This is a genomic window from Nocardioides alpinus (assembly GCF_900112035.1).
GTDB classification, from domain to species: domain Bacteria; phylum Actinomycetota; class Actinomycetes; order Propionibacteriales; family Nocardioidaceae; genus Nocardioides; species Nocardioides alpinus.
Genome location: NZ_FOKC01000002.1, coordinates 421,632 through 439,888, shown reverse-complemented (window position 1 = coordinate 439,888; position 18,257 = coordinate 421,632). Strand labels below are relative to the sequence as shown.

Here is an 18,257-nt window from a genome sequence, read left to right as displayed (position 1 = left end):
CCGCTCTTCCCTGATCCTCTTCCCTGATCGAGGTGTTCTCCCATGTCCGTCGCGTCGGTCTTCCCGCGCCTGGAGGCGAAGCTGCCGTCGGTCCAGAAGCCCATCCAGTACGTCGGCGGTGAGCTCAACTCCGTCGTCAAGGACTGGGACTGCGCCGACGCCTCGGAGTCGGGCGGCCCCACGGTCCGGTGGGCCCTGATGTATCCCGACGCCTACGAGGTCGGCCTGCCCAACCAGGGCGTCCAGATCCTCTACGAGGTGCTCAACGAGCGGGACTGGATCCTGGCCGAGCGCACCTACTCGGTGTGGGCCGACATGGAGCAGGTGATGCGCACCGGCGACGAGCTGGGGCCGATCCCGCAGTTCACCGTCGACGGCCACCGTCCGGTCGGGGCCTTCGACCTCTTCGGCCTGAGCTTCTCCACCGAGCTCGGCTACACCAACATGCTCAACGCGCTCGACCTCGCCGGGATCCCGCTGCACGCGGTCGACCGTGGCGAGGACGACCCGGTCGTGATCGCCGGCGGTCACGCGGCGTTCAACCCCGAGCCGATCGCCGACTTCGTCGACGCCGCGGTGCTCGGCGACGGTGAGGAGGTCGTGCTCGCGATCTCCGAGGTCGTGCGCGAGTGGAAGGCCCAGGACAAGCCCGGCGGGCGCGAGGAGCTGCTGCGCCGCCTGGCCGTCACCGGCAACATCTACGTCCCGCGCTTCTACGACGTCACCTACGCCGCGGACGGCTCCATCGAGGCCGTCGTGCCCAACCGCCCCGGTATCCCGTTCCGGGTGCGCAAGCACACGCTGATGGACCTCGACCAGTGGCCCTACCCGGCCAACCCGCTGGTCCCGCTGGCCGAGACCGTCCACGAGCGCTTCTCGGTCGAGATCTTCCGCGGCTGCACCCGCGGCTGCCGCTTCTGCCAGGCCGGGATGATCACCCGCCCGGTGCGCGAGCGCTCGATCAAGACCATCGGTGACATGGTCGAGAACGGCATCCGCAAGACCGGCTTCGAGGAGGTCGGCCTGCTGTCGCTCTCCAGCGCCGACCACACCGAGATCGGCGAGGTCGCCAAGGGCCTGGCTGACCGCTACGAGGGATCCAACGTCTCCCTGTCGCTGCCCAGCACGCGCGTCGACGCCTTCAACATCACCCTCGCCAACGAGTTCTCCCGCAACGGCCGACGCTCGGGCCTGACCTTTGCGCCCGAGGGCGGCTCGGAGCGGATGCGCAAGGTGATCAACAAGATGGTCACCGAGGAGGACCTGATCCGCACGGTCGCGGCGGCCTACTCCCACGGCTGGCGTCAGGTGAAGCTCTACTTCATGGTGGGCCTGCCCACCGAGACCGACGAGGACGTCCTCCAGGTCGCCGAGCTGGCCAAGCGGGTCATCGCCAAGGGACGCGAGGTGTCCGGGCGCAACGACATCCGCTGCACCGTCTCGATCGGTGGGTTCGTGCCCAAGCCGCACACGCCGTTCCAGTGGGCCGCGCAGCTCGACCATGTCACCACCGACGAGCGGCTCACCAAGCTGCGCAACATCGTCCGCGACGACAAGAAGTACGGCCGCGCGATCGGCTTCCGCTACCACGACGGCAAGCCCGGCATCGTCGAGGGACTGCTCTCGCGGGGCGACCGCCGCGTCGGTCGGGTCATCGAGGAGGTGTGGCGTGACGGCGGTCGGTTCGACGGCTGGAGCGAGCACTTCTCCTACGACCGCTGGATGGAGTCCGCCGAGCGTGGGCTGGCCGGCACCGGTGTCGACGTCGACTGGTACACCGTCCGCGAGCGCGACTACGACGAGGTGCTGCCCTGGGAGCACCTCGACTCCGGCCTCGACAAGGACTGGCTGTGGGGTGACTGGGAGGACGCCCTCGCGGCCGCCGAGGGCGCCGACATCGAGATCGAGGACTGTCGCTGGACGCCGTGCTACGACTGCGGCGTCTGCCCCGAGATGGGCACCGAGATCCAGGTGGGACCGACCGGTCAGACGCTGCTGCCGCTCAGCGTCGTCTGACCCCGATCAGGGCCGATCGGCCACCCGCTCGGCGCGTGCCGGGTGGGATAACCTGACGCGCGCACGTGCCCAACCAGTGCCCAGCCAGTGCCCAGCCAGCGGAGGAGACAGGGTGACCCAGGACGCGACGACGCCGCCCGGCGACGCGGAGCTCGAGCGGCTCCGTGAGGAGATCGCCCAGGTCCGTCACGAGCTCCTCGTCAACCGGGACCAGGTCATCGGCAGCGACGCCGAGGTGGGCCGGGTCAACCGCGACCTGACCCGCCTGACGCAGGAGCTGCGGTCGACCACCCGCAAGCTGCGGCGTACGACGGAGCGCGCCACCGAGCTGCAGCAGCGGCTCGCCCGTTCGAAGAAGCGCCACGACGAGCAGGTGCAGCGGCTGCGGCACCGGGTGGAGCAGCTCGAGGGCGAGCTCGCCGCCGCCCGGACGTCGTTCCCGCGCCGGGTGGTCCGGTCCGTACGCCGGCGGCTGCGGTGACCCCCAGCAGGACCGGCCGCGACGACGGCCCTCCGCTGTTCTCGATCATCACCCCTGTCTTCGACCCGCCGGTGGACGTGCTGGAGGAGACCATCGCGTCGGTCCTCGCCCAGGAGCACCGCGACTGGGAGTGGATCCTGGTCGACGACGCCTCGACCGACCCGACCGTGGTCGCCACCATCACCCGCCACATGCTCGGGGACCCGCGCATCAGGCTGCTCGAGCGCGACGTCAACGGCCACATCGTCGCGGCGTCCAACGACGGCATCGCCGCCGCCCGCGGCGAGTTCGTCGTGCTGCTCGACCACGACGACCTGCTGACCCCCGATGCGCTCGCGGTCAACGCCCGCCTGATCGACGAGCACGACGACGTCGACTACCTCTACTCCGACGAGGACAAGGTCGACGCCCGGGGGAGGACCTACGGCCGCTTCACCAAGCCCGACTGGTCGCCCGAGCGCCTGCGCGGACAGATGTACACCTCGCACCTGTCGGTCGTGCGGACCTCGCTCGTACGCGAGGTGGGAGCCTTCCGCGAGGGCTACGACGGATCGCAGGACCACGACCTGGCGCTGCGCATCGGCGAGGTGGCCCGCCGCGTCGTCCACATCCCCGAGGTCCTCTACCACTGGCGCGCCGTGGCCGGATCGACCTCCGCTGCCATCGACGCCAAGCCCTACGCCACGGTGGCCGGCCAGCGGGCGGTGCAGGACCACCTCGACCGCACCGGTGTCGCGGCCCGGGTCGACCAGGGTGCCGAGCCCGGTCGCTACGTCATCCAGCGCGAGCTCGACCCGGGCATCCGGGTCTCGGTGGTCATCCCCACCCTGGGCCAGGACGCCATCGTCTTCGGGCAGCGGCGGGTGATGGTCGTGGAGGCGGTCCGGTCCCTGCTCGCGCGCACGGCGCACCCCGACGTGGAGGTGGTGGTCGTCCACGACACCCCCACCCCGGCCGCCGTGCTCGACGAGCTCCGCGAGGTCGCCGGTGACCGGCTGGTGCTCGTCCCCTACGACAAGCCGTTCAACTACAGCGAGAAGATGAACCTCGGCGCGGTGGCGGCGTCCGGCGAGCGGCTGGTGCTGCTCAACGACGACGTGGAGGTCATCTCCGAGCGCTGGCTGGAGAACCTCGTCGCACCGTTGGACGACCCCCGGGTCGGGATGACCGGGGCCAAGCTCTACTTCGACGACAGCACCGTCCAGCACGCGTGCCACGCCTACTGGGGCAGCCACTACCGCCACCCGTTCCGGTTCTGGACGCGGGACGAGCCCGGTCCGTTCGGCGAGCTCGTGGTCAACCGCGAGGTGAGCGGCGTGACCGCGGCCTGCGCCGCGATGACCCGGGAGACCTACTTCGAGGTCGGCGGCTTCACCGAGACGCTTCCGTCGAACTTCAACGACGTCGACCTCTGCTACAAGGTGCGCCACGTGGGTCGCTCGATCGTGTGGGTCGCCAACTGCGAGCTGTTCCACTTCGAGTCCCGCACCCGCGAGGGCAGGGCCGAGGCGTGGGAGCGCTACGCGGTCGTCCGACGGTGGGGCATCCCCGAGGACGACGCGTTCACGCCGAGTGCGGTGGCGTCGCCGATGATCGACCCGCACCGAATCCTGCGCGAGCGGATCCGCGAGGCCGACCCGGGCGTACGAGCGCCTGCCGCAGCACCGCAGCCGTGACCCAGGTGAAGCCGAGCGATGCCGCCACCCAGACCAGGGTCGGTCCCGGACCGACGCCCCACCACCACTCCAGGTCGTCGCCGAAGAGGATCTTCGATGCGTCCAGGCCAGTGACGTAGCGGCGGACCTGGACGTGCAGCGCGACGGCGTGGGCCAGGCCCAGCGCCGCGACGATGCCCCAGTAGGCGGGTGGGGTCAGGCGCAGCGTGGTGCCGCGCGTGCCCAGCAGTGACAGGCCGGTGAAGATCACCAGGACCGGCAGCACGTAGCGGGGCTGGACCCCCTCGCCCACCAGGACGTGGGACTGCATGAGCAGGTACATCGGCTGCACGACCAGGGCGGCTCCGACCAGGCCCAGCGCCACCAGCTTGGCGGGGAAGACCCTGCGCCAGCCCTGCAGCAGCACCCCGAACCACGCAGCCACGGTGAGCATGGCGACCATCGGGGGGAGCGGCGTGTCGAGCCAGCCGATGCGACCCAGCGGGCCTGCGCTGAAGGCGCCGAGCCACAGCGTCGGCAGCGAGGACAGGTTGATCAGGAGCAGCTGCGTCGTGGTCAGCTCGGGCCGGGTGTAGCCCAGGCTCTCGGTGAGCGCCGACGCGTGGCCGGAGGAGAGGAAGATCGCCGCCGCCAGCACGAAGCACACGGCGGCTGCGGCGGTCACCACCGGTGCCCGGCGCAGGTGCCGCACGCGGATGATCAGGACGAGCGCGACGCTCATCAGCACGAAGAGGCACCCGTCGGCCCGGGAGCCCGCTCCGACGAAGGCAGCCAGGACGGCGAAGGCGGCGAGGGCGTTGCGCCGCCACCCGTCGACCTCGAACGCGACGTAGAGGGCCGGCCAGAGCGTGGCCGCGCCGAGCACCGCCCAGCCGCTGGGGTTGGTGGAGGCCAGCACGGAGAGCGACAGCGGGACCGACGTCAGCACGAGCGGTACGGCGGCCAGCGGGCGGCGGCGACGGGGGAGGAGTGCCGCGAGGCCCGCCACGAGAGCCACCACGATGACGGAGCTGGCCAGCCGCATCGCGAGCACGGACCGCGGCACCTCGGGGCCGATGAAGACCGACATCACCCGGTAGAAGTACGGCGGGTAGGCGCCGCCCCAGTTGCCGTGACCTGTCGCGACCTGGGGCTTGGTCGAGGTGAGGTCGTCCTGGCAGGCGCCGCTCGCGGCGAAGTCGGTCGCGAAGCAGGTGCCGGCGCCGGAGGCGAGGAGGGGGAGCAAGCGCTGGCCCGGCTCGCCCTCGACGCTCGCGCAGCGGTCGGGGTCGACGCCCTGGGCGCACCAGATCGAGGCCAGGTGGTAGTCGTCGTCGGGCGACGAACCGGGGGGCGAGGCCATCGACCAGCCGGTGAGCGCCACCAGGGCTGCGAGGCAGGTCACGAGCCAGACGAGGACGGTGCGGCTCCCTCTGGACATGGGGGCAGAGCCTAGCCGCCACCGGGCCGTGCACCCGGGACAGGGTCGGGATCCGTGGGTGCGCTCGGGCGGGGCTTGTGGCGCAGCGCCGGTCGCTCGATCAGCCGCCACGACGCGATGGCGAGCAGCCACACGATCGGCGTCGCGATCGCGATGACCGCCCACGGGTCGTCGATGCCCGCACCGACGACGGTCTGCTGGACGGGGAAGGCCCAGATGTAGACGCCGTAGGACGCGTCGCCGAAGCGCGTCAGCGGGCGACCGATCGGCGGAAGGGCGTAGGCGAACCAGAAGCAGAGGTAGACCGACGCCAGCGTCCAGGTCACCACGCGTAGCGGCTCCGGCCCCAGGCCCGTGGCCACGCACAGTGGCAGGAGCGCGAGCGCGACCGGCCAGGTGAGCAGCAGCCGGTCCCGCCAGGAGTAGGCCGCGGCACCGACGGCGAACGCGGCGATGACGTACGTCGCTCCCACGGCGTCGGAGGTGAGGGGCACCCACACGGCCGCCCACGCCAGGCCCATGGCCGCCACCACCGTGATGACGGCGCGACGGGCCAGCAGGCCGCTCACGCCGAGCAGGAAGAGCAGGAAGTAGGCGAAGACCTCGATGGGCAGGCTCCAGAGCGGCCCGTTGACGGCGCCGGGGTAGTAGCCGTGGTCGAAGACCCCCGGCAGCTCGGCGCCGAAGGGGAACAGCAGCGTGATGCGCACCGGGTAGATCCAGGTCTCCCAGCTGGAGTAGTAGGCCCCGAGGGAACGCGAGGTCACCAGCGGACCGAGCACGAACGCCGTCACCACGCCCACCGTGGCCAGGGCGGGGACCAGGCGCAGCGCCCGCTTGATCCAGAAGTCGCGCGGGGAGGGGTCGTACTCCCAGCTCCTCCGGATCAGCAGGCCGCTGACGCCGAAGAAGATCAGCACGCCGACGTTGCCGAGGGTGGTGCCGAACTGGTGCAGCGGCTCCTCACGCCCGAGCAGGGCGAACGAGTGCGACACCAGCACCGACCAGGCCGCCAGCAGGCGCAGCAGGTCGAAGTTGTTGTCCCGGCTGTCGAGCCGGTCGCCGAGCAGCACCGCGCCGCGCGGACGCGCGGCCGCAGCAGGTGGGGGGTGGGACGACGAGGTCATCCGACGACGTCGCGCAGCGGGCGCACGGAGTCGGTGGTGAAGTCGTGGACCGACAGGTGGGAGATCTCGTCGAGGCGGGCCGAACCGGTCAGGTGCGTGAGGTTGCCGGAGGCGTCGCGCGACTCGCGGAAGCGGGACTCGACGTAGCCCTCGGCAGCCGTCAGCGCCGGGAGGTCACCGAGCTGGTCGAGCCGCACGAAGTAGGCGTTGTTGCCGTTGCTGTTGCTGCCGACGAAGGCATAGCCCTTGCGCTCGCCCAGGGCGCACAGCGCTGCCAGCGAGGCGCCGAAGAACAGGTGGGAGTGGTGCGCGGCCTTCCGCGTGAAGTCGGCGGCGTAGGGGACGGACACCTTCGCCTCCGAACCGAAGACGCTGTTGTACTCCGCGACGACGACCACGGGGGAGACCACCTCGACCGCCTCCCAGACCCAGTAGTCGTTGCCGTCGATGTCGATGCTCAGCAGCCCGACCTCGCCGGTGAAACCGGCACCGGAGAACAGGTCGTTGATGTTGTCGCGGGTGATGAAGCTGGCCAGCGCCGTCAGGTCGTGGCGCCAGTGCTCGGCCAGCGTCCTGATGCTGGCCACGTTGGACTCGCTGCCGTCGATCACCAGCCCGCGCCAGTTGTCCTTCACGAGCAGGAAGCGGGTGTTGGACTCGCGATAGGTCTCCACGCCGAACTCGATGAAGCTCTCGGGTGCGTCCACGTGCTGCAGGAGGTACTGGATGATCCCGTCGTCGCCGTACTGCGAGAACACCCGGAACTCGACGTCGCGCAGCGAGCCTGCCGTCGCGGGGAGCTGGCGGGCCATCATGGTGCCGAGCAGGATCCGGTTGAGCTCGATCTCGCGGGTGAGCGAGCCGGGGGTCTGGGCGCGCGCCTGCTGGAGCGCCTGCGCCAGTCGCGGCGAGTTCGCCACCAATCGCTCTCGCAGCATGCCGTGGTCCCCCTGTCGATGCCTTGCTGGACGGCTCGGACGATACAGGTGGTCGGGCCCCGGCCGCGCCGGTGCCTCCGGGGCGCCCGACGACGCCTAGCATGGGCGACCGTGTCGAGACGATCGCAGCTGACGAGCTCGCCGACCGCCCTCGTCCTCGGCGCCGCCGTGGTGAGCGGTGCGTCCGGCTACCTTGCGCTGATCCTCGCCGCGCGCACCCTCAGCAAGGCCGACAACGCCGACTTCCTCGTGTTCTGGGGGGTCGTGTTCGCCATGTACGGCGTGCTGATCGGCGTGACCACCGAGACGACGCGGGCGGTCAGCAGCACGCGCGACCCCGGTGCCCGTACGACTCTGGTCATGCCCGTCGTCCTGGGGTTCGCACTGGCCCTGGTCGCCGTGGTCGGCCTCACCGGGGTGCTGTGGGCGCCGTCCGTCTTCGGCACCCACTGGGTGCCGCTGCTGGGTGCCACCGTGCTCGGCACGACCCTCTTCAGCGGCCACGTCGCGGTCGCCGGCGTCGCCTCCGGCCGCCGGGCGTGGTCCGGCTACAGCCTCCTCGTCGCGGGGGAGACCGCGACCCGGCTCGTGCTGTTCGGCGTCGTGGTGGTGCTGGCCGGCGGCGTGGTCGGCTTCGCGTTCGCCAGCGCCGTCGCATCCGGGTTCTGGGTCGCGGCCACCGTGGCGTCCAGTCGCTATCGCGACCTCTGGAACCAGCGGATCGACGGTGACGTCCGTGCGATCGTGCGGCGCCTGGTGGCTGCGTGCACCGCGGCCGGGGTCTCGGCCCTGCTGCTCGTCGGCTACCCGGTGCTGCTGCAGGTCACGACCTCCGACGAGGTCTTCGCCAGCGCGGCACCGATCATGCTCGCCGTCTCCCTGTGCCGCGCGCCCCTCCTCGTGCCGCTCGGCGCCTACCAGAACGTCGTGGTCACCAAGGTCGCGGCGCACGGCGTACGAGCACTGGTCCCGGTGCTGGTCGGCCTCGCCGGCCTCACGGTCGTCGGCGCCCTCGCCGCGTGGCCGATCGGCCCGTGGGCGCTGCGCATCGTCAACCCCGACTACCACCTCGACGGCCCGGTGTTCGCCGGCCTGGTGCTGGGAGCCGGACTGGTGGCCCTGCTCACCGTCACCGGCGCGGCCGCGATCGCGCTCGACCACCACACCGTCTACCTCGCCGGCTGGCTCGCTGCCACCGCGGCGACGGTCGCGACCCTCCTGCTGCCCTGGGGCCTGGAGGCGCGCGTGGTCGCCTCGCTGCTGGTCGGTCCGATCGTCGGGGTGGCCGTGCACCTCGTCTGGGGCCGGCAGCGGATCGGTTAGGCTCCCGCGGTGCCCACGCGCCCCCTCGTCCTCGTCGACATGCTCTCCTACACCGGCACCAAGGGCGGGATGGAGACCTACACGCGCGAGCTCTACCGCGCGCTGGGCCGGATGGACACCGGGCTCGACTTCGTCGCGCTCGCCAGCAAGGAGGGCGCCGCGCTCGACCTGTCGTGGTTCCCGGGCGAGGTCATCGCCTCGCGCATCAGCGGTGAGAACCGCTTCGTGTGGGCCTTCGGGGAGCTGGTCGCGTCGAGCTGGACGGCCAGCCGTCGCAAGGCGCAGCTCGTCCACTCGCCCGCCACGCTGAGCCCGATGTGGACGTCCATGCCGACGGTCGTGACCATCCACGACATGCTCTACTGGAGCCACCCCGAGCTGATGACCACACCGCTCTACACACGACCGGTGATGTGGATGGAGAAGCGCGGAGCCGCCAACGCGGCCCACGTGATCACCGACAGCGAGGTGTCCGGCGACGAGATCGTGAAGTATCTGGGGTTCCCGCGCCAGCGGCTGCACGTCGTGCCCCTCGCCGCCGAGCACCCGGACTCGCCGCCCGCACCGGCGCAGCGCCCCGAGAACCTCGTCGTGGCCAGCGGCCAGCGGCGCCCGCACAAGAACTGGGACCGCCTCGTCCGCGCCCTCGCGCTGGTGGAGGAGGACGTACGCCCGCGCCTGGTGATCACCGGCGCGCGGGGTGACGACCCGCTGGCGCCCGTGGTCGCGGAGACCGGGATGGGCGAGTGGGTCGAGCTGCGGGGATGGGTCGACGACGCCGAGCTCGCGGACCTGCGCTCGCGCGCCCGTGCGCTGGCCTTCCCGACCCTCGCCGAGGGGTTCGGCCTGCCGATCCTGGAGGCGATGGCCGAGGGGCTGCCCGTGATCGCCTCCGACCTCCCGGTCCTCCGCGAGGTGGGCGGTGACGCCGCGCTCTGGTTCGACTCGCTCGACCTCGACTCCATCGCCGATGCGCTGCGGACCGTGGCGACCCGACCCGAGGTGCTGCCGGGCATGGCGGCGGCCGGGCTCGAGCAGGCGCGCCTCTTCAGCTGGGAGCGGGTCGCGCACGAGACGCTCGCGGTGTTCCGGACGGCCCTGGCCGCCCGCTGAGGCGGCTCCTCAGCGCTCGAGCGTGTGGTCCACCAGGGACCGTACGACGGTGCGCTCGCGCCGCCTGAGGGCGGTCGGCAGCAGCGTCACCGCGTGCAGCCGCGACGTCCACCGCGTGCGGGCGGTGCGGGCCGCGCGGGTCCATCCGCGTGCTTCCATCTGCTCGGCCGCGGCGGCGTAGTAGCGACGCTCGTCGGCGAAGCGGCTGCCGTGCAGCAGGCTGGTCGCGGACGCGCTCTGCGTGTGCCGTCGGTAGGAGAAGCACACGGTCGGATCGAGCACGAGCGACTCCCCGGCAGCGGTCAGGTCGATCAGCAGGGCGAGGTCCTGGATGATCGGCAGGCCGTCACGGAAGGGGAACCTGTTGAGGACCTCGGTGCGGAACACCAGCGCCGGCCAGTAGTGCCACGCACCGCGCAGCAGGCTGGTGGCGAGCGGCTCGCCGGACAGCTCCGTACGACGGCGTACGCGGGGGCGGATCGCCCGCTTGACCTTGTCGGTGAGCGGGTCGATCGGGTGGTCGTGCTCGTCGATGACCTGCACACCGACCTGGATGGTGGCGGCGCGGGGGAACTCGCTGTGCGCGGCCTTCACGGTGCCGACGAAGTCGGGGTGCATGAGGTCGTCGCAGCCCAGGAACATCATCAGCTCGCCGGAGGCCAGCTCGCGGCAGCGCTGGTAGTTGTCGGTGATGCCGACGTTGACCTCGTTGCGCAGGTAGTGGATGCGCGGGTCGGTCTCAGCCTCGAAGTGCTCGGCCACCGTCGGGTCGGGGTAGCAGTCGTCGACGACGGTGATCATCCAGTCCGGGTCGGTCTGGGCCCGCACGCTCTCCACCGTCGCGTAGAGCAGCTCGGGGTCGCCCCAGAAGGGGATGAAGACCTCGAGCGGGCTGCTGTCCGGGCTCACTCGCGCAGCTCGCGCGGGTGCTCGTCGCGCGGCTCGCTCGGACGGAGCAGGCCACCGGGGTGACGGTGCTGGTCGATCTCGAGGCGCAGCAGCGCGATCTCCTCCGCGAGGGTGCGGGTGCGCTCCTCCAGCCGGCCCAGCTCCGAGCTGTGCTGGAGCGTCAGCACCATGATCACCATGGAGGCCGCGAAGAACAGCAGGTTGGCCGGGACCTCCAGGCCGATCGCCTCCGAGGTGCGGATCAGGAGGGAGGGGAACGCGGCGACGGTGATGATGGCGAGCGCGACGAGCGCCCAGATCAGGGCGTACTTCTCTCGCAGCCGGTGACGCCGCATCATCTCGAAGAGCGCGAACAGGATGATGATCGAGCCGGCGATCCCCAGGATCGTCACTGCACTCATCCGCGTACCTCCTGCTCGTGGGTGGGCTCGGCCTCGGGGCCCGGGGCGGGCGCCGGGACGACCGCCGGGTCGTCGCCGGGCGCGACGTCCTCGAGCTGGGCGGGCCAGTCGCGCACGAGCGCGAGGATCAGTGCGACGACGGCGCGGCAGAGGTAGACGGCGGCCTTGAAGGGCGAGTGGGAGGCCGTGCCCGCCATGCGCGCCCGCATGGTGACCGGGACCTGGGTGATGGTGCAGCCCGCGCGGGCGGCGATGACCAGCGACTCGACGGTGTCACCGAGGTACTCGGCCGGGTAGTGGGTGGCGAACACCGCGATCGCGCGCCGGTTGGACACCCGGAAGCCGGAGGTCACGTCGGTCAGGCGCGTGTGCGCCAGGCGGGAGAGCACCGTGGCCAGCAGCACCATCGCCCAGCGTCGCGGGCCGCGCACCTTGTAGGGGTCGTCGGGCGTGGCGAAGCGCGCGCCGATGACGACGTCGGCGTGGTCGAGCCCGGCGAGCAGTGCCGCGAGGTAGCGCGGATCGTGCTGGCCGTCGGCGTCGATCTGCACCGCGACGTCGTATCCGTGGCGCAGCGCGTAGCGGTAGCCCGTGCGCATCGCGCCGCCGACACCGAGGTTGAACGGCAGCGGGCAGACGGTCGCCCCGGCGGCGCGGGCACGGTCGACGGTGAAGTCGCGCGACCCGTCGTCGATGACGAGGAGGTCGGCGTCGGGGACGCACTCGCGGATCTCGGCGATCGTGCCGGCGATCGCGTCCTGCTCGTTCCACGCGGGAACGATGATGAGCACGCGGTCCCCGGACATGGCCGCGATACTATCGCGGCCGCTCGTCGGTCCATGCGTCAAGGAGGTCGGGGTCCTCGTGGGCCACATCGTTGCTGGTCCCGCACGCAGGTTCGCCCTGCCGGCCCTCCCGTGGCACGTCGTGCTGCCGGTGCTCCTCTACCTCGTGGTGTGCCTGGCCGGCGCGACGCAGTCGTCGATCGGAGCAGATGAGCTGCGGGCCGACCCCGACAACCCCTCGGGCGTCATGCTCGGGGAGGCGCGCAGCACCCGGTCCGACGAGTTCCTGACCGCGAGCCCGCTCGCGCTCGGCGTGACCGCGACCGGGCAGACCGAGGACGTCAACCCGCTGACTGCGTCGCAGGCCCTCCTCAACGTCCTTCCGTCCGGGCCGGTGACGTCACTGCTGTTCCTCGACGGCACGGCGCTGCGACTCGGCCCCTGGCTGCCCGACAGCATGCTGTTCGCGGCCAAGTTCTGGCTGGGCACGCTGCTGCTCCTCCTGGCCGCGCCGGCGTGGTTCCGGACGCTCACCCTCAGTCGCTGGATCGGCTGGTTCGCCGCGACCCTGATCCTCCTCTCCCCGGCCAACGCGTGGTGGTCCAACACCCACGCCAACCTCTTCGGCTTCGCGCTCGCCGGGGCGGTGTCCCTGCAGAAGGCCTGCCTCGAGGCCCACCACGGCCGCTGGTGGCGGGCCGGGCTGTGGGGCGTCGTCGGCGCGGCCCTCCTGGTGCGTACGCCGCTCCTCTACCCCCCGTGGGCGCTGGTCGTCGTGCCGGTGATCCTGGTCGGCACCGTCGCGGCCCTGCTGGCGACCGCACCCGGCCGGCGCACCGCGGCCGTGGTCGGCGGGGTCGGCCTCCTCACGGTCGTGCTCCTCGCCGCGGTCTACCTCGAGAACAGCGAGGCGATCCAGGCATCCGGCTCCACCGTCTACCCCGGCGCCAGGGTGGTCACGGGGTCCGCCAACTCCGTCCAGGCGCTGTTCGGGGCGACCAACCTCGGCATCCTGTCCGACGGTGTCGCCGTCGCCGGGTCCAACTCGTCCGAGATCTCCTCCGGCTTCACCGTGGCGCTCCTGGTGACCCTCCTGCTGCTCTCGCGCGGCGTGGTCTGGCGCGTGCCGGGCCAACGCTGGGCGGTGGTCACGATGGTGGCGCTGACGGGCTTCTGGCTGCTCTGGTCCACCGTGGAGTTCGGGGCCCTGGGGGAGCGGATCCCCCTGCTCAACCAGGTGCCGTCCGGCCGGTCGACCCAGATCCTCGGACACCTCGGCGTGGTCCTGATGTGCCTGGTGCTGCCCGCGGCGCGCTCGCGCGGCGCTGCCTCATGGTCGCTCCTCGCCGGCGGCACGACCGCCGCAGTGGGGGCGTACGCCGGGTCCTTCCTCCGCCTCCAGAACCTCCCCGACCTCTCCGTCGCCGCGATCTGGCTGGCCGCCCTCGGGCTCGGCGCCGCCGTCTTCGCCCTCACCTTCCGCCCGCGGCACGTGCTGGGCTACGCCCTGGGAGGGGTGCTCGCCCTCACGCTCGTCTGGAACGTCAACCCGCTGCTGGTCGGCCTCGCCGACCTCCGCGGCAGCGACATCTCCCAGGAGCTCCTGGCGGGGTCGCCCGCGGCCCGCGAGGCGGGCGACCTCTGGGTCGCGGACAGCTACGGGGTGGACTCGCTGATGATGGCCACGGGCACGCCGGCCCTGTCGGGGCGTCAGATGTCGGGACCCGCGGTGGACGTCTGGTCGAGGCTCGACCCGGGGCGTGAGCACGAGGACGTCTGGAACCGGGGCGGCTCCTACATCTGGTTCACCTGGAGCAAGGACCGCGAGCTGACCTTCGCCAACCCCGGGCCCGACATCATCTCCATCACCGGTTCGCCGTGCACCGTCGCCCGACGGATGGGCCGCCTGAGCACGGTCGTGTCCAGCCGCGAGCTCGACCAGGACTGCCTGACGCCGGTCAGCTCGTTCGACTGGGGTGGCTCCACCCGGTGGGTGTACGACGTCTCCTGACGTCGTCTCGTCCCGAACCCGGCCGCCCGGCTACGGTGTGCCGGTGCCCAAGGACCAGCCCGAGCAGCAGCCACCCCCGGTCCAGCGTCTCCGCGTACGCTACGCCAAGCGCGGCCGGCTCCGGTTCACCAGCCACCGCGACTTCTCCCGCGCCTTCGAGCGTGCGGTCTTCCGCGCCCGGATCCCGATGGCCTACTCCTCGGGATTCAACCCGCACCCCCGGATCTCCTACGCCGGGGCCTCGCCCACCGGGGCGGCGAGCGAGGCGGAGTACCTCGAGCTCGCGCTCGCCGAGGTGGTGGAGCCTGCGGACGTGCACCAGGCACTCGACGCCTCACTGCCGCCGGGCCTCGACGTCCTGGCCGTGGTCGTCTCACCCGGCGGATCGCTCTCCGACCTGCTGCAGGCCAGCCGCTGGCGCATCGACGTCGACGTGCCGCGCGAGGACGCCTGCCGGGCCGTGGAGGCCTTCCTGGCGGCGCCCGAGGTGCTGGTCGAGCGGATGACCAAGCGGGGGATGCGGACGTTCGACGCGCGCGCGGCAGTCACCCACCTCGCCGTGGTGGACGACGCGGGTGCGGGCACGTCGATCGAGCTCGTGCTCAGGCACGGCGAGCCGACCGTGCGCGCCGACGACATCCTCGCCGGCATGACGCGCCTCGGTGGCCTCGAGCCGACCGGCCCGGCCCTGATGACCCGGATCGGCCAGGGGCTCTACGACCCCGTGAGCGGCGAGGTCACCGACCCCTTCGCCAGCTGAGCGGTCAGCGCGGCTCGCACCGGCTCTGCGACCGAGTCCCACGCCCACGTGCGGTGCGCGTGCTCGGCGGCCGCCGACATGGTGGCCGCGTAGCGCTCGGAGTCGCGGGCGAGGTCGACGGCCTCGGCGAGGGCGAAGTCCCACTCGTGGTCGCGGGCCAGCCGTCCGGTGACGCCGTCGGTGATGGCGGCGTCGAGCGACGGGGTGTGCGAGGCCACGGTCCACGTGCCCACCACCGCTGCCTCGAAGAACTTCAGGTCCGACTTGCAGATGTTGAAGCCGTTGTGCTGGAGCGGGGCGATGTTGACCTCCACCTCCGCGATGGACCGCTGCAGGTCGACGTAGTGCATGAACGGCACGAACTCGATCCGGTCGCGGAACTCCTCGAGCGGGCCGACGTCGTCGAGGAAGCCGGCGATCCGGATGGCGACGTCGGCGTCGCGGGCGAGGAGCCGGGCGAGTGCGGGAGCCGCCACCGTGAAGTCGCGGACGTGCGAGGGGGTGCCGCTGAAGTAGCCGATGACGACGGGGCCCGAGCGCCGGTAGCCCGAGCCCTCCTTGGCCTCGAGCACGGTCCGGCTGAACTCCTGCTGGACCCGGTTGAGCACGTTGGGGACGACGTGCACGTCCTCGATCGGCAGGTGCCTGCCGAGGGCGGCACGCAGGGTCTGGTTGGTGGTGAAGGCACCCTCGCACAGGCGCAGGGTGGCGCCGAGCCGACCCATGTAGGCGTACCAGACGTCCCAGTCGAGGCTCACGGTCGCGTCGCGCCCCAGCGAGTCCATCATCATGTCGGCGTACGACGTGTCGAAGACGAGGTCGTCGCTGTCGAAGAGCAGCGGCACGCCCGCCCGGGCCGCGGTCGCGGCGAGGCGGCGTACGTGCCCGCCGTAGCGGTGCCGCACCAGCACGATGGCGTCGAGCTGGGGGACCACGGGAAGCACCGAGGGGATGTCGTCGTCGCTGAACCAGCCGGCACCCACGGGGGAGGCCGGGTCGCTGTTGAGCGCCTCGACGACGTTGGCCACGCGGTAGCGGAAGGTGCTCGTGTCGGGCTGCCCGTAGAACCAGGCCACCTTGACGTCACCGTCGAGCATGCGGCCGACGCGTTGGGTGACGGTGCTGTCCCACAGCACCGGGCGGGGTCCGTGCGGGTGCGGGAGGTCAGCGAACATCGTCGGACCGCATGACGCCGGCGAAGCGCTCGACCAGCGCGTCGACCGTCGGCGCGAGGCTGACGTTCCAGTCGCGCTCGATCCCGTCGGCGCGCACGTTGGCCGCGCGCTGGGCCCGGTCGTCGGACAGGGCGAGGAGACGCGCCATCCCCTCGAGGAGGCCGTCGACGGTCGAGGGCGCGGTGAGGATGTTGGCCGAGTAGTCGGACAGGTCCTGCTTGCTGCCGTGGGTGTTGGTGAGGACCGGTACGCCGGCGGCGGCCAGGTCGAGCGGGGGATAGGAGGGGTGCGGGGTGTCCATCAGCACCAGCGCCGCGTCGATGGTGCGGACCAGGTCCTGGTAGGCGAGCCAGTCGAGGCCCTCGACCACCAGCGGCTTGGTGTCACGGGGGAAGGTCAGGTCGGGCGTGCGCCGGCCGACGAGGTGCAGCTCCCACTCGTCGGGGTCGAGCAGGCCCTGCTCGACGGCGCGGGACAGGACGGTGCCGCCACGCCAGAAGAGGTTGCGCGCGTTCTCGGGGCGGGAGTAGAAGAAGAGTCGCCGCCGGCCCTCGGGACGTGCGCCCAGGTCGGCGCCCTCGCGTGGGAGGCCGCCGGGGAAGGCGGGCGTGAGCGCGATGGCCTCGTCGGCGAGGTGGGGGTAGTGGCCGGCGGAGCCGAGGTGGTCGAGCAGCCGCTGGGTGTTGACGACGACGGTGAACCCGCGCTCGTCCAGGGTCTCGCTGCACATCAGGCGCTCGTCGCCGAACGCGTAGAACATCCGCTCGTCCTCCTGGAGGAGGTAGAGCACCCGGGAGCGGTCGACGGTGCTCCCGAGCGTGGCCCGGGTGGTCCACCACGAGGTCGTCATGAGGATCTCGTCGTCGGCGACCGCCAGCTCCTGGTCGCCCCCGACCGGGACGTACGCCGTCTCCAGCGCCCCCTCGAGGCGCACCCCGGCCGCCCGCTCGAGCGTGGTGACGACGCTCGGGTCCGGAGCCTCGGTGCGCGTGGCGATCCGCAGCGTGGCACCGAAGCGGTTGGCCAGCAGGATCGCGAGGACGATGGAGGTGCCCACCCCGCCGAAGAGGCTGGAGGGTCCGACGCTGTCGGTGAGGACGGTGACCCGCGGCCCGACGGACGGCAGGTGCGCGACCGGGAGCGGCGCGAGGTGCGCCCACTGCTGGGCGAAGAGGCTGTCGAAGTAGGGCTCGCGCAGCTTGCCGCGGGGTGCGATCCGCCCCTCGTGGCGGCCGAAGGCCAGGTAGTGCAGGAGCGGGTTGGCTCCGCTCTTGGCGACGTCGGCGTTCTGCCGCTGGTAGCCCGTGGTGGAGAAGAGCTCGCTGGGGTCGTCGCCGCGGCGGGCCCCGAAGCGGAGGTAGTGGCGGACCAGGTCGGCGTCCTCGGGCAGGTCCGGGTGGAAGTGGCGGTAGTAGTCGGCGTCGAAGAGCCCCGAGTCGACGATCAGCGCGACGTCGTCGGCCAGCGGGTTCATGCTGCGGCCCTCGGCCCTGCCGACGCGCAGGTAGTGGACCAGCGGGTTGATCCTGGCGGCAGCGACCTCGGGGTTGCGCTTGAGGTACGCGCGGGAGGAGAAGGCGGCCGAGGGATCCTTGCCGTTGAACCCGCCGCGCGTGAGGTAGTGGGTGACCGGGTCCTTGCCCTGCGCGCCGAGGCGTGGGTTCTGCTCGAGGTAGAACGCTTCGTCGAAGAGGTCGGACTCCCGCAGCAGGTCGGCGTCGCTCAGCTCGCGATGCTGGATCGTGCGCTCTGTCGTGGCCAACTTCGTGGTCCCCCTGGTGACGTGGCTGGTGACATCGTCGGTGTCATGGTCTGTGCCGTGGCGTGTGGCGTGCGTGTGGTGCTCGGGAGCATATCGGGGGTCGCGCCCGTCCCGGTTCGCCGCGCGCCTTGGGGCCGGGAGCTCGCGGTGTGCGATACTCGCCACGTTCGACGTCCCCTGGCAACCGTCAGGATCCGTCGAGCCGACGACGTTCTCGCCGGTCACCCCAGTGCCCGGCACCCCGGACGGGTGGACGTCACCGGACCGCGACGCGGCCCCGCCGAGCCAGTGACAGTGGCTCCGGGCCCCCGGCGACCGCGGCAGGTGGCAGAAGGCCTTCGGAGACGCTGACGCGGAGGG

At 71.7% G+C, this 18,257-nt stretch carries 15 protein-coding genes; 7 read left to right on the top strand and 8 right to left on the bottom strand.

The features are described from left to right. Window positions 1-42 precede the first annotated feature (42 nt). From BM127_RS07340 to BM127_RS07330, 3 genes are all read left to right on the top strand, one after another. Window positions 43-2,016 (top strand): TIGR03960 family B12-binding radical SAM protein, encoded by a 1,974-nt coding sequence (locus tag BM127_RS07340; protein ID WP_091196574.1) that lies wholly within the window; start codon window positions 43-45, stop codon window positions 2,014-2,016. A 112-nt stretch (window positions 2,017-2,128) separates the two neighbouring features. Next, window positions 2,129-2,497 carry a hypothetical protein gene (locus BM127_RS07335; protein WP_091196572.1) on the top strand — a complete coding sequence of 123 codons (369 nt, stop codon included), beginning with the start codon at window positions 2,129-2,131 and terminating at the stop codon, window positions 2,495-2,497. Next, entirely contained in the window at window positions 2,494-4,173 is a 1,680-nt protein-coding gene (locus tag BM127_RS07330; RefSeq protein ID WP_091196568.1) for a glycosyltransferase family 2 protein, read from the top strand. The genes BM127_RS07335 and BM127_RS07330 overlap by 4 nt, the downstream gene beginning before the upstream one ends. Here BM127_RS07330 and BM127_RS07325 read toward each other — a convergent pair. The 3 genes from BM127_RS07325 to BM127_RS07315 are packed head-to-tail and all read right to left on the bottom strand — an operon-like array spanning window position 4,061 to window position 7,658. Continuing rightward, the gene (locus BM127_RS07325; protein ID WP_091196565.1) at window positions 4,061-5,593 is read right to left on the bottom strand and encodes a DUF2142 domain-containing protein; all 1,533 of its coding nucleotides are present in this window, start codon (window positions 5,591-5,593) and stop codon (window positions 4,061-4,063) included. The two genes, BM127_RS07330 and BM127_RS07325, sit on opposite strands and share 113 nt — an antisense overlap. 11 nt (window positions 5,594-5,604) lie before the next feature. Next, window positions 5,605-6,720 carry an acyltransferase family protein gene (locus tag BM127_RS07320; protein ID WP_091196564.1) on the bottom strand — a complete coding sequence of 372 codons (1,116 nt, stop codon included), beginning with the start codon at window positions 6,718-6,720 and terminating at the stop codon, window positions 5,605-5,607. After that, complete coding sequence (locus BM127_RS07315; RefSeq protein ID WP_198554216.1) at window positions 6,717-7,658, bottom strand: hypothetical protein; 942 nt, start codon at window positions 7,656-7,658, stop codon at window positions 6,717-6,719. Before BM127_RS07315 ends, BM127_RS07320 begins: the two co-directional genes overlap by 4 nt. A 111-nt stretch (window positions 7,659-7,769) precedes the next feature. Here BM127_RS07315 and BM127_RS07310 point away from each other — a divergent pair, with 111 nt between their 5' ends. Next, window positions 7,770-8,981: a hypothetical protein gene (locus BM127_RS07310; RefSeq protein WP_091196561.1), complete on the top strand. Its 1,212-nt coding sequence runs from the start codon at window positions 7,770-7,772 to the stop codon at window positions 8,979-8,981. A 9-nt stretch (window positions 8,982-8,990) separates the two neighbouring features. Beyond that, a complete protein-coding gene (locus tag BM127_RS07305; protein ID WP_091196558.1) occupies window positions 8,991-10,094 on the top strand; it encodes a glycosyltransferase family 4 protein in 1,104 nt (367 codons plus the stop codon). Window positions 10,095-10,103: 9 nt separating this feature from the next. Here the strand turns inward: BM127_RS07305 and BM127_RS07300 are convergent, their stop codons facing one another. The 3 genes from BM127_RS07300 to BM127_RS07290 are packed head-to-tail and all read right to left on the bottom strand — an operon-like array spanning window position 10,104 to window position 12,210. Then, entirely contained in the window at window positions 10,104-11,003 is a 900-nt protein-coding gene (locus tag BM127_RS07300; protein ID WP_091196555.1) for a glycosyltransferase family 2 protein, read from the bottom strand. Further along, window positions 11,000-11,404, bottom strand: a complete 405-nt coding sequence (locus tag BM127_RS07295) for a DUF2304 domain-containing protein (RefSeq protein ID WP_091196553.1) — start codon at window positions 11,402-11,404, stop codon at window positions 11,000-11,002. Before BM127_RS07295 ends, BM127_RS07300 begins: the two co-directional genes overlap by 4 nt. Next, the gene (locus BM127_RS07290; protein ID WP_091196551.1) at window positions 11,401-12,210 is read right to left on the bottom strand and encodes a glycosyltransferase family 2 protein; all 810 of its coding nucleotides are present in this window, start codon (window positions 12,208-12,210) and stop codon (window positions 11,401-11,403) included. The genes BM127_RS07295 and BM127_RS07290 overlap by 4 nt, the downstream gene beginning before the upstream one ends. On the opposite strand from BM127_RS07290, the gene BM127_RS07285 reads away from it, so the two are divergent. Together BM127_RS07285 and BM127_RS07280 are read left to right on the top strand one after the other, a co-directional pair. Further along, on the top strand, window positions 12,188-14,200 hold the full coding sequence (locus BM127_RS07285; RefSeq protein ID WP_139227680.1) for a DUF7657 domain-containing protein: 2,013 nt from the start codon (window positions 12,188-12,190) through the stop codon (window positions 14,198-14,200). The two genes, BM127_RS07290 and BM127_RS07285, sit on opposite strands and share 23 nt — an antisense overlap. Window positions 14,201-14,243: 43 nt before the next feature. Continuing rightward, window positions 14,244-14,960: a TIGR03936 family radical SAM-associated protein gene (locus BM127_RS07280; protein WP_231263308.1), complete on the top strand. Its 717-nt coding sequence runs from the start codon at window positions 14,244-14,246 to the stop codon at window positions 14,958-14,960. On the opposite strand, the gene BM127_RS07275 is transcribed toward BM127_RS07280, so the two are convergent. Together BM127_RS07275 and BM127_RS07270 are read right to left on the bottom strand one after the other, a co-directional pair. Continuing rightward, window positions 14,915-16,135: a glycosyltransferase gene (locus tag BM127_RS07275; protein WP_091196542.1), complete on the bottom strand. Its 1,221-nt coding sequence runs from the start codon at window positions 16,133-16,135 to the stop codon at window positions 14,915-14,917. The two genes, BM127_RS07280 and BM127_RS07275, sit on opposite strands and share 46 nt — an antisense overlap. Further along, window positions 16,125-17,897, bottom strand: coding sequence for a rhamnosyltransferase WsaF family glycosyltransferase (locus BM127_RS07270; protein WP_091196540.1), 1,773 nt, complete (start codon window positions 17,895-17,897; stop codon window positions 16,125-16,127). Before BM127_RS07270 ends, BM127_RS07275 begins: the two co-directional genes overlap by 11 nt. Window positions 17,898-18,257 lie beyond the last annotated feature (360 nt).